The sequence below is a fragment of the Pallidibacillus thermolactis genome (assembly GCF_025660415.1).
GTDB classification, from domain to species: Bacteria; Bacillota; Bacilli; order Bacillales; family Caldibacillaceae; genus Pallidibacillus; species Pallidibacillus thermolactis.
In genome coordinates, this window is record NZ_JAOUSE010000076.1 from 1 (window position 1) to 11,178 (window position 11,178).

General features: G+C 37.4%; 8 protein-coding genes, 15 tRNA genes, 1 rRNA gene, 1 pseudogene and 2 riboswitches. Of the genes and pseudogenes, 1 reads left to right on the top strand and 24 read right to left on the bottom strand.

Translation table 11 applies throughout. The annotated features are described in order from the left end of the window. Positions 1 to 651 precede the first annotated feature (651 nt). Positions 652 to 828, top strand: a riboswitch (cobalamin riboswitch). A gap of 166 nt (positions 829 to 994) precedes the next feature. Beyond that, complete coding sequence (locus tag OEV82_RS15245) at positions 995 to 1,483, top strand: acyl-CoA thioesterase (RefSeq protein WP_173660035.1); 489 nt, start codon at positions 995 to 997, stop codon at positions 1,481 to 1,483. A 313-nt stretch (positions 1,484 to 1,796) separates the two neighbouring features. Here OEV82_RS15245 and crcB (OEV82_RS15250) read toward each other — a convergent pair whose 3' ends face one another. The 24 genes and pseudogenes from crcB (OEV82_RS15250) to rrf form a co-directional block, all read right to left on the bottom strand. Further along, positions 1,797 to 2,165 carry a fluoride efflux transporter CrcB gene (gene crcB, locus OEV82_RS15250; protein ID WP_263062356.1) on the bottom strand — a complete coding sequence of 123 codons (369 nt, stop codon included), beginning with the start codon at positions 2,163 to 2,165 and terminating at the stop codon, positions 1,797 to 1,799. Continuing rightward, positions 2,162 to 2,536, bottom strand: a complete 375-nt coding sequence (crcB, locus tag OEV82_RS15255) for a fluoride efflux transporter CrcB (protein WP_173660037.1) — start codon at positions 2,534 to 2,536, stop codon at positions 2,162 to 2,164. The genes crcB (OEV82_RS15250) and crcB (OEV82_RS15255) overlap by 4 nt, the downstream gene beginning before the upstream one ends. A gap of 241 nt (positions 2,537 to 2,777) precedes the next feature. Beyond that, positions 2,778 to 3,635, bottom strand: a complete 858-nt coding sequence (gene speB / locus OEV82_RS15260) for an agmatinase (RefSeq protein WP_173660039.1) — start codon at positions 3,633 to 3,635, stop codon at positions 2,778 to 2,780. Then, entirely contained in the window at positions 3,628 to 4,482 is an 855-nt protein-coding gene (gene speE, locus OEV82_RS15265) for a polyamine aminopropyltransferase (protein WP_173660041.1), read from the bottom strand. Before speE ends, speB begins: the two co-directional genes overlap by 8 nt. Positions 4,483 to 4,504: 22 nt before the next feature. Next, positions 4,505 to 4,915, bottom strand: coding sequence for an adenosylmethionine decarboxylase (speD, locus tag OEV82_RS15270; RefSeq protein WP_173660043.1), 411 nt, complete (start codon positions 4,913 to 4,915; stop codon positions 4,505 to 4,507). Continuing rightward, a complete protein-coding gene (locus OEV82_RS15275; protein ID WP_263062357.1) occupies positions 4,916 to 6,406 on the bottom strand; it encodes an aminotransferase class I/II-fold pyridoxal phosphate-dependent enzyme in 1,491 nt (496 codons plus the stop codon). Continuing rightward, a complete protein-coding gene (metK, locus tag OEV82_RS15280) occupies positions 6,406 to 7,596 on the bottom strand; it encodes a methionine adenosyltransferase (protein WP_173660046.1) in 1,191 nt (396 codons plus the stop codon). Before metK ends, OEV82_RS15275 begins: the two co-directional genes overlap by 1 nt. Positions 7,597 to 7,686: 90 nt before the next feature. Beyond that, positions 7,687 to 7,815: riboswitch (SAM riboswitch) on the bottom strand. A gap of 717 nt (positions 7,816 to 8,532) precedes the next feature. Continuing rightward, positions 8,533 to 9,027, bottom strand: a pseudogene (locus OEV82_RS16225) (ATP-binding cassette domain-containing protein). A 405-nt stretch (positions 9,028 to 9,432) separates the two neighbouring features. After that, a tRNA-Leu gene (locus tag OEV82_RS15285) sits at positions 9,433 to 9,514 on the bottom strand. A 16-nt stretch (positions 9,515 to 9,530) separates the two neighbouring features. Next, positions 9,531 to 9,604 (bottom strand) — tRNA-Cys (locus OEV82_RS15290). Between the two features lie 10 nt (positions 9,605 to 9,614). Next, a tRNA-Gly gene (locus OEV82_RS15295) sits at positions 9,615 to 9,686 on the bottom strand. An 8-nt stretch (positions 9,687 to 9,694) separates the two neighbouring features. Continuing rightward, positions 9,695 to 9,766, bottom strand: a tRNA-Gln gene (locus OEV82_RS15300). A gap of 11 nt (positions 9,767 to 9,777) precedes the next feature. Beyond that, positions 9,778 to 9,853 (bottom strand) — tRNA-His (locus OEV82_RS15305). 27 nt (positions 9,854 to 9,880) lie between these two features. After that, a tRNA-Trp gene (locus OEV82_RS15310) sits at positions 9,881 to 9,954 on the bottom strand. A gap of 5 nt (positions 9,955 to 9,959) precedes the next feature. Beyond that, positions 9,960 to 10,044 (bottom strand) — tRNA-Tyr (locus tag OEV82_RS15315). Between the two features lie 10 nt (positions 10,045 to 10,054). Next, a tRNA-Thr gene (locus OEV82_RS15320) sits at positions 10,055 to 10,130 on the bottom strand. A 97-nt stretch (positions 10,131 to 10,227) separates the two neighbouring features. Next, positions 10,228 to 10,303 (bottom strand) — tRNA-Phe (locus tag OEV82_RS15325). A gap of 15 nt (positions 10,304 to 10,318) precedes the next feature. Next, positions 10,319 to 10,395 (bottom strand) — tRNA-Asp (locus tag OEV82_RS15330). Positions 10,396 to 10,399: 4 nt separating this feature from the next. After that, positions 10,400 to 10,473, bottom strand: a tRNA-Met gene (locus OEV82_RS15335). A 31-nt stretch (positions 10,474 to 10,504) separates the two neighbouring features. Beyond that, a tRNA-Val gene (locus tag OEV82_RS15340) sits at positions 10,505 to 10,580 on the bottom strand. A gap of 6 nt (positions 10,581 to 10,586) precedes the next feature. Further along, positions 10,587 to 10,661 (bottom strand) — tRNA-Glu (locus OEV82_RS15345). Between the two features lie 11 nt (positions 10,662 to 10,672). Continuing rightward, positions 10,673 to 10,764, bottom strand: a tRNA-Ser gene (locus tag OEV82_RS15350). A gap of 4 nt (positions 10,765 to 10,768) precedes the next feature. Further along, positions 10,769 to 10,843: transfer RNA gene (locus OEV82_RS15355), tRNA-Asn, on the bottom strand. A gap of 20 nt (positions 10,844 to 10,863) precedes the next feature. Continuing rightward, a 5S ribosomal RNA gene (gene rrf / locus OEV82_RS15360) occupies positions 10,864 to 10,979 on the bottom strand. Positions 10,980 to 11,178: the final 199 nt, after the last annotated feature.

Consider the following 11,178-nt stretch of genomic DNA (forward strand, 5'->3'; position numbering starts at 1 on the left):
CCTTTCTGTTGAATGTTGTCTCTACATTTCATTCTACAAAAAAGGACGATTTTTTTGTACCATTAAATAGCAAAAGGGCTAGACCGAAGGTCAATTAAAAATTGACTTTTCGGACAGCCCCCTTTATTTCATTTGTTAGGTTAAAACATTGAAGAGCTTCCTGTTCATTTTCCACTATGTTTGTAGACTTAAAATTTTTTAGTATATGATTAGTGGTATCTAAACCATACAAACCAACCGTTTTTCTTACTTTTTGGTAAAATATTTGATCTTCAGATGCGCGATTTATCTGCAACAGTCTCTCCACAAAAGTTTTTTGCCATCTCATAATAGATTTCATCATATTTTCTACCAACGGTTTTCGGAAAAGGAAGTACAGTTATCACTTCCCTCCCATTGAGAATATAGGTCACCCTTTATCATAAGTATTAGGAACTATTGATTTAAGGTCATGCAATAGTTCTCCCTTATTTTTCATTGATGTTTCAGCTAATTGTTCGACAACGAACAATTTATGCAAAAAAATGAATTTAACAGTGAAATGAATACGATGACCTGGTATCTATAGTAAAAAGTTGCTAAAGATAGAGTTATATAATATATTTAATTATATAATTGCTAAACTTTTTATTTTTTAAAAAATAAATATAGATCATCGCCAATAATAATGGTGTCTATTAAGACTTAATAGGGAATCTGGTGAAAATCCAGAACTGTACCCGCAACTGTAATTGCTGACGAAATAATGGATCCACTGTCTTCGGATGGGAAGGAATTAGAGTAGGAGGAAGCATAAGTCAGGAGACCTGCCATTATTATACGTATTATCTTCTTCGGGAGTTGGGAAGATATAACGAGGGGATTCTTTCATTTTTAATCATAACCACGTTATGAAACCCATCCATCTTAATGGGTTTTTTATTTTTCATATATTCTCCCAACTTTATATTCCCGAAGTGAATCTCGATAACTTTTTCAGAAAAGGGGATATATTATGGAGAAAACATTACCTACTAGTTTTTCAAAAACAATTCAAACAAAGCTTGTCTTGCCACCCGATACTAATCATTTAGGAACAATTTTTGGAGGGACAGTCTTAGCCTATATTGATGAAATTGCTGCTATTACAGCGATGAGGCATAGCGGAACTGCAGTAGTGACAGCTTCAATAGACACTGTAAATTTCTTATCATCTGCTAAAGTAGGAGATATTCTAATTTTAGAAGGCATCGTTATTTCTACAGGTAGAACGTCGATGGAAGTGTACGTAAAAGTAGAATGTCAACATTTAGGAACAGGTGAAAGAACGACAACAACCACTGCTATCCTTACTATGGTCGCTGTGAATGAGGAAGGACGCCCAATTCCGGTTTGCGGAATTATCCCAGAAACCGAGGAAGAAAAACAACTATATGAAAATGCACAACAAAGAAAAAAGCGTAGATTGAAAATTCGAGATTTTTCAATGGAAAACAATGGATAACACATCATCATCATTTACATGTCATCCCTTCAACCGATCTAACCAATAAAAAGGTAACGTTGAAGTAATTGGCCACCGCTGGGGCTGTCCAGAAAGTCTGATTTTGGAAAAATGGATCGGCAACATCCAGTGGCATAGCCCCAGCCACCTTAAGCATGCATACATGTTTGCAAAGCTTCGACTCGTATGCCTGACGCTGACGCTTTTCGGCATAAACTTTTAGTGTTCCCACTGAAGTCGCCGCCAACGCTCCCTTCAAAATCCACTTTTTATGAGTTATTGGACAGCAGCTTAAACCTGATTTGGGCTAAATTCAAACTAAATATATAGTACCAATTAAGAACCCGAGATATGCTAATACGAGTCCGCCGCCATAAGTTAATAGGATATAAAATAGGAAATGCCTTTTGTTATTCTTAAAATATAACTGTAGCATTTCTAATTTCATTGTTGAAAAGGTAGTAAAAGCACCTAAAAAACCTGTTCCTATCAAAAGCGTAATCAACATATCAGCTTTTATACTTGTAATGATTCCTAATAAAAAAGCACCTGTTACGTTCACAGTAAATGTACCGATCGGAAAGTTGGGGCGTTTATGATATTTTATTTGACTGATCAAAAAACGGGCGATTGCCCCCAAAAATCCTCCAATCCCAATTAATAAAATTTGGACGCCCATCATAACATTTTCTCCTTTACACTATGTTTATAACCTAATCGACACATCAAGAGCCCTCCAAATAAACTGAAAAGAATATAAAGAATCCCCATATAGATCAATCCATTTCTAAATAAATTTATTGTTTCAACACTTAATGTTGAAAATGTTGTAAAGGAACCAACAAAACCAGTTCCAATAGCAGTTTTTAACTCAGGAGAAACTTCAATTCTTTGGAACAGATTGGTCGTAAACCATGCTAACAAATAACTTCCGATAAGGTTTATGATTAGAGTTGCCATTGGGAACATGGCATTGGTAAACAATACTAAGCCAATGATATACCTAACCATCGCACCTAATGCTCCTGCTATGCCAACTAATAAATATACCATTAATGTCCCTCACTTCTATTTTAAATATGGAAAGCCCGCGCTATAATTAATTCTTCAAAAATTCTTTTGTAAAACACATTGCTCATATTTCCTTCCCATTCAATTTTGCCATAAATGTATATTGAATAACCAAATATATATTATTTTCAGTTTAATATTTGCCACTAACAATTTAAATAACCTATAGAAAAAGCAGAAGAACTCTAACGAAAGAGTTAACTTCTGCTAAGATGACCATTATTTATTTTGCAAGCGTTAGTAACATTTCCCTTACTGTTTTGCATGCAATAGCCGTAGAAGCACCAGATGGATCATAATGAGGAGAAAGTTCTACAATATCCGCTGCTACCATATGTTGTAATTGTTGTAAATGCATGATTGCATCCAATAGTTCCCGATACGTAATACCGCCTGGTTCAGGAGTGCCTGTTCCAGGAAAAACTCCAGGATCAAGAACATCTAAATCCATCGTTACATATACAGGGACATTTTTTAGTTTTTCAATTTGCTCCTTTAATGTATCAAGCGAAAAACGTTCCAAATACGTATGTTTTTTTGCCCATTCAAATTCCGATTTCATACCGGAACGGATACCGAATTGGAAAATGCGTCCATCTCCAAGAAAATCATGACAACGACGAATAACCGACGCATGAGAAAGCTCTTCTCCTAAATACTCGTCACGAAGGTCAGTATGGGCATCAATATGAATCACGTGTAAATTTGGATATTTTTCATAGACTGCTTGAATAGTAGGTAGACTCACTAAATGCTCGCCACCGACCATTAAAAATTTCTTCCCGTCTTTAACAACCTCTCGACTATATTCCAGAATTTGATTGAGAACCTTTTTCGTATTACCAAAAGGTAATTCCAAATCTCCTCCATCAAAGACTGATACTTCTTCCAAGTCTCTATCTAAGTATGGAGAGTAAGTCTCTAATCCGTATGAGTCTGTTCGAATGGCTTGCATTGCAAAACGGGTTCCTGGTCTGAAACTGGTTGTACCATCAAATGGGACACCAAACAATACGACATCTGCTTTTTCATACGTCTCTTCACAGCCAATAAAAGTGCTCACATTTAATGGTTTATTCATCTCGCTCCAGTTCCTCCTTCACATACGTTGGCAAGCAAAATGATCCTACGTGTAAATCAGTATTATAATATTTCGTTTTCAAACCAAATTTTTCCCATTCTTCTGCTTGAATATCTTTAATAGGATCATAGGTTTTAGAAGCAAAACCAAAAAGCCAATGCCCAGAAGGATAAGTTGGCATATGATATTGATACACTTTCGCAATAGGGAAGATACTTTTAATTTTTTTATGGGCTCTTCTCATATGTGACGCATCTTCTGCAAAATATGGCGATTCATGCTGGTTAATTAAAATACCGTCTTTATTCAGAACTCGATAACATTCTTGATAGAAAGCGGTTGTAAACAATCCTTCGCCGACAGATATTGGGTCAGTCGAATCCACTATAATTAAATCAAAAGATTCATCTGGAGCATTTTTCACATATGCCAATCCATCCTCAAAACGAAGCTGCATTCGGCTATCCTCTTCCACTCCTTTTGCTGTTATTGGTAAATACTTTTGACATAAACGGAAAACACGTTCGTCGATTTCTACCATAACAACTTCTTCTACTGTCTTGTAACGAAGTACTTCACGGGCAGTTCCACCATCACCACCGCCAATAATTAATACTTTTTTAATTGACGGATTTGTTGCAAAGGCTGGATGGACAATCATATCGTGATAAATAAATTCGTCCTTTTCGTTCACCATCATCAATCCATCTAAGGTAAAGAAGGTTCCAAACTCATCGCCTTGGTAAAAATCAATTTGTTGATAGGCACTTTTTTCGCTATGCAAAACTTTATTATATTTAATCGAAAACTTACAATCGTTACTCCATTGTTCAGTATACCAATTCATAATTAAACTCCCTCTCCTCAACTTATTTAACTGTGACTTCTTTAATATCACGTTCAGCAAATTGTTTAATTTTATCGACCATTCCTCGAGGTACTTCAAATGATTCAGTCCTGTTTGCTTTTAATTTTTCACTTAAATATTCTGCCGCCTTCCATGGACTGACTGAATCTCCACAAGTATAAATATCAACAGAAGCATACCCATATTCTGGCCAAGTATGGATGGTTAAGTGTGACTCGGCAATAATAACTGCACCTGATACACCATACGGATTAAAATGATGAAATACCGATTCTACAATTGTTGCTCCTGCGTAATCTGCAGCTTCATTCATAACTTTTTCGATTAATTTATTATTCTCAATAATTTCACTTGGACAACCGTAAAACTCAACTAATACATGTCTTCCTAATGTCGATAATGCTAACCCCATCTATATCTTCTCCTTTACTACTGTAATATAATTTTTTTCTTTTGCTTCTGTTAAAACATCACCGACTAATTGTCTGTAATAATGATACTGTTTCACTACCTCTTGCGATATTAATTCTCCTGGAATTACAAGTGGGATTCCTGGTGGATAGATCATTAATGTATCTGCACTGACTCTACCAATCGAGTCATCGATTGCAAGCTGCTCATGTTCACAATAAAAGGCTTCTCTTGGACTCAAAATCAACTCATTAACTTGATCAGTAGTGACATGTGGAGACATAACGACCATTTTTTCCCCATAGTTATTATCAATATATTTCAAGGCAGAAACGAGTTTTCCAATCGAATATTCCGTATCAGAGCTTGTGATGACTGCCATGACAACATATCCTTCTGCTAGTTCCATTTGTATCCCATATTTTTTCTTTAATAATGTGTAAACATCAAAACCTGTTAAACCGATCCCATTCACTCGAATAACCAATTTTGTCCAATCATGGGTTTGGTGAAAATGTTTCGAAACATACTCATCCTTTAATATTTCAAAATGGGTTTCCGACTCAATTTCACGTATCGCCTTTTCAACAATTGGCTTTAAGCGATGATATCGTTCTTTTCCATATAGAACCAGTTCTCTTCTTGCTACATCTAATGAACTCATTAATAGATAGTTCGCACTTGTGGATTGAAGCATACTTAACAGTTTTTGAATTTTTTCTGGTTTTATCCGATTCTTTTTTAACAATAATAATGAACTCTGGGTTAAAGAGCCCCCAGTTTTATGCATACTAATGGTTACAGCATCAGCGCCAGCCGAAATCGGGTCAACCATTTCAACAAAATTCAAATGTGCGCCATGTGCACTATCGACAATAACGGTTATATCGTGTTCATGGGCGATTGTACAAATTTTTGTTAAATCAGTCATCGTTCCAAAATAAGTAGGATATGTTATTAAAAGTGCTTTTGCATCTGGATGCGCCTTAATTGCGTTATCCACATTTTCAACCGATACCCCATGGGAAATACCAAAATGATAATCTACTTCTGGCTGAATAAATACCGGATTGGCCCCACTCAAAATAATCCCATCCATGACGGATTTATGACCATTTCTAGGCACGATGATCTTCTCATTTGGCTTACAGACTGCCATAATCATAGCTTGTATTCCTACCGTTGTTCCATTCACTAAGAAGTACGCATGGTCTGCACCAAAAGCTTCAGCAGCTAATTCTTGGGCTTCCTTAATAACGGATTTTGGATGACTGAGTAAATCTAGTTCTTTCATCGAATTAACATCCATTCTTAACGCCATTTCCCCTAATGCCTTCTTCAATGGATTCATCATTGCGCCCATTTTATGTCCGGGAACGTCGAATGGGACCACATCACTATTGGCATAATTAACGAGTGCATTAAATAATGGCATTTGCTCTTGACTAATGTGCGACGTTCTCTGCGTGGAAAACTCCTTTACCTCGTTCATTATTGGCCAACCCCATTTAGTTCAAACTGAGCTACTGCTTCCCGTAGTTCATTTACTTTATCTGTTTTTTCCCAGGCCACATCCAATTCTTCTCTTCCAAAATGACCATATGCGGCTACTTGTTTAAATTGTGGTCTTCTTAAATCAAGCATTGTTATAATACCAGCTGGTGTTAGATCAAAAACTTCGCGAATTGCTTTTAGTAATTGTTCATGTGGAACGGTTCCTGTTCCAAATGTATCAACTGAAATACTAATCGGCTCACTAACTCCTATCGCATAAGAAAGCTGAATTTCACATTTCCTAGCTAGACCTGCTGCCACAATATTTTTAGCAACATATCGAGCAGCATAGGCTGCTGAACGGTCAACTTTTGTACAATCTTTTCCAGAGAAAGCACCACCACCGTGTTTTGCTGCACCGCCATACGTATCAACTATAATTTTTCGCCCAGTTAAACCAGTATCTCCATGCGGACCACCAACAACAAAACGCCCTGTCGGATTAATCAAAATTCGGAATGAATCATTTAAGTTAAATTCTCGTGCTGTTTGTTTAATGATATTTTCGATAACAAAGGTTTTGAATACATCTTCATCAAAATCCTCATCATGTTGAACGGACATTAATATGGTGTCAATCTTCGGTTGATCTTGAATCGTGTAGTCAATCGTAACTTGCGATTTCATGTCTGGACGTGCCCATTTAAATTCTCCACTTTTACGTAATTGGGATGCTTTCTTCACTAGTGTATGGGCTAGTTCAAGCGCAAGCGGCATTAAAGACGGAGTTTCATCCGTTGCATATCCAAACATAATTCCTTGGTCTCCTGCCCCAATGGCCATGGTATCGCTTGAACGATCAACCCCCATTGCAATATCTGGAGATTGAGTATGAACAAGTACCTGAATATCACAAGTACGACCATCAATTCCAAATCTATCATCTGTATATCCTATTTCTAATAGAGTTTCACGTGCTATCTTTTCAATATCTAAATCAGCAGTCGTAGAAATTTCTCCTCCTACGATTACTGTATTTGTTGTTGTAAAGACTTCACAGGCCACCCTTGCATACGGATCCTGTTCTAATGCAGCATCCAATACTGCATCTGAGATCTGATCTGCGATTTTATCAGGATGTCCTTCTGAAACAGACTCAGACGTAAACAAAATTTTTTCTGCCAACATTAACCATTCCTTCCAATTTTATATTTATGGCACAAAAAAAGCTCTCCCCAACAACCTAAGGAAAGCTTCGATTAATATCAGCTGCTTATCCTCTTATTGTTCGCAAAACTTTTCAAAGCTTTGCGCTCAGGTTGGGCACCCATATTTGTTTGTTCATATGAACAAAACTGGTTTGCCACCGCATCATTGACCCCTCGTCTCAGCGGTTATTAATAAGATGGAGATAGACTTTATTTATGCTGGAATTAATAGTAAAGGATAACAGTGTTCATGTCAATTTATTTTTTTAAAAAATTTTAAGAATAATAGACTAGACAGCATGAAATTTACACTGGTAAATGTTGGCACAATATTCACAAGAAATTGTAACGATATAACTTTCAATACTTCTTTACCGTTTTGAAATTTAGGTAGAAAGAACCATTTAAAGATATATATTCCCTTATTTTTAGCCGTGGATAAATGAGCTGATGCCACCAAAGAAATGTATGTACATTGGATAGAATAATGAATTTTTTCTTGTAACTTTTTTGGCACAATTATGATAGTTTACCGAAATAATAGAAAAATATGAAGTCAATGAAGGTGTATACATTTTTTATCGGATCCAATAATCTTACTAAAGATTTAAATTAAAACGTTGTTATGTCTTGAAGTAACATTTTTGTGGAAATAGAGGGGATTGGCATTTGATATTACTATTTTCCAAGTAGCCTTATTATAGTAATGATTCCAATTAATATAAAAATAATAGAAATGATCATATTAATTTTCTTTTTTTCCTTGTACTTATTTTCCATAACATATCTTCCTTTCGTAACAATTAGTTATATAGCTTATTCAACGTATATAGTTGAGTATAAAAAACAAAAGTTATTAAACGTATTTCAATAAAACAGTAATGACTGCTATTCATGTACAGATATTAAAAAATAATTACAAACAAGGCAAATCAATTTGTCTAATTTGCATAAGAAAATCAGTTACTTTCTGTTTCGTTGCGACATCCAATCCTATTGTAGGCTCATCTAAATATACTATTTCTGGTTTCTGTATAAATATAGATACTATTTCTGCTTTCATCCTTTGTCCTAAAGAAAGTAATCGAACATGCTGTGATAATAATTCTTCTATCCCTATTGTCTCAATTAAATATTTTGACCACTCTTCATATTTTCTTTTGTATTATTATTCTTAACATATCATAAGAATCTTTTAAGGGAAAATCCCACCACAAATTACTTCTTTGTCCCATAGGACTCCTGTAATCTGAGCAAGTTGTTTTCTATATTTAAATGGATTAAGATTTTTTACAGATACCTGACCACCTGAAGGTAGTAGTCCTGTCAATCGTTTAATTGTAGTTGACTTACCTGCTCCATTTGGAGCTATATACGCTGCTATTTCTCCTTCAGCAATTTCAAAATGAATATCTTTTAATGCTACTTTTTCAGTTACAGCTGGTTTTTATTAGTCCTTTGATTCCATTTAAAAAACCTTTTTCTCTTTTGGGGATTCGGTGTACTTTTGATAAATTTTGTACAGATATAATATTGTTCAATGTCAACACCACTTTACTTTTTCCATTACTAATTTAGTTATTGTTGTAAAAAAATCCTTCTTCCACCTACTCACTAAATAAAATAAAAATATAATTCAAGTTGAATAAATTGCAGATACTATGTCAAATTTCCTTGTGTAAAACAAATTCAAATCCTACCCTTTTTCAACCTCTTTCCCATTTCCCAAAAAACAAAAAAACACTCACAAACATTGATAAATCAACATTTGTGAGTGTTCTATCGTTGCTTAATTTAGCTCGTTATAACTTAAAGATACCGGTGGTCGGGGTCGAACCGACACTCCTTACGGAACACGATTTTGAGTCGTGCGCGTCTGCCAATTCCGCCACACCGGCAAAAAAGAAAAAATAATGGAGGCGGCAACCGGATTCGAACCGGTGATAAAGGTTTTGCAGACCTCTGCCTTACCACTTGGCTATGCCGCCAATTTGAATAAGCGGAAGACGGGATTCGAACCCGCGACCCCCACCTTGGCAAGGTGGTGTTCTACCACTGAACTACTTCCGCAAAAAATACTGGGCTAGCTGGATTCGAACCAACGCATCACGGAGTCAAAGTCCGTTGCCTTACCGCTTGGCTATAGCCCAATAATGGAAAATGGGGCGACCGATGGGAATCGAACCCACGAATGTCGGAGCCACAATCCGATGCGTTAACCACTTCGCCACGGTCGCCATATAAGTTTTTAAATAAATGAAAAATGGCAGGGGTAGTAGGAATCGAACCCACACCGGAGGTTTTGGAGACCTCTGTTCTACCGTTAAACTATACCCCTATATATGGTGGAGGGGGACGGATTCGAACCGCCGAACCCTGAGGGAGCGGATTTACAGTCCGCCGCGTTTAGCCACTTCGCTACCCCTCCACTATAGTAATGGTGCCGGCCAGAGGACTTGAACCCCCAACCTACTGATTACAAGTCAGTTGCTCTACCAATTGAGCTAGACCGGCAAATACACTATAAATTGATAAATTTAAATTTGTTTTTTATTTGAGTGGAACTTACATATATTTATTATAACATGATATAATCAAATTTTAAAGGAAATGGTGGTTCAGGACGGAATCGAACCGCCGACACATGGATTTTCAGTCCATTGCTCTACCGACTGAGCTACTGAACCGTTTATAAATTCTCATGGCGGTCCGGACGGGACTCGAACCCGCGACCTCCTGCGTGACAGGCAGGCATTCTAACCAACTGAACTACCGGACCAATATTGCGGGGGTAGGATTTGAACCTACGACCTTCGGGTTATGAGCCCGACGAGCTACCAGACTGCTCCACCCCGCGATAATATTATTATCATCATTTGGATGATTCATGGTGGAGGATGACGGGATCGAACCGCCGACCCCCTGCTTGTAAGGCAGGTGCTCTCCCAGCTGAGCTAATCCTCCAAGAATTGGTGACCCCTACGGGATTCGAACCCGTGTTACCGCCGTGAAAGGGCGGTGTCTTAACCACTTGACCAAGGGGCCATCGTTATTTATGGCGGAGAGTAAGGGATTCGAACCCTTGATACGCGGTTAGCGTATACACGATTTCCAATCGTGCTCCTTCGGCCAGCTCGGACAACTCTCCAAATTGGCTCCGCAGGTAGGATTCGAACCTACGACCGATCGGTTAACAGCCGATTGCTCTACCACTGAGCTACTGCGGAATGATATTAAATTTTATTTAGCCCGGCAGCGTCCTACTCTCGCAAAGGGGAACCCTTCACTACCATCGGCGCTGAGAAGCTTAACTTCCGTGTTCGGGATGGGAACGGGTGTGACCTTCTCGCCATCGCCACCGGACAGTTGTCGACAAACATTCATTCGTTAGCGACATTATTTATTATACATAATTCTTATTTTTTTGCAAGTACTTTTTTCATTCTTTCAAAACTAGATAACGCAAGGCAAGTAAACCAAGTTTGTTGTCAATTGGTTAAGTCCTCGAACGATTAGTATCCGTCAGCTCCACACGTCACCGTGCTTCCACCTCGGACCTATC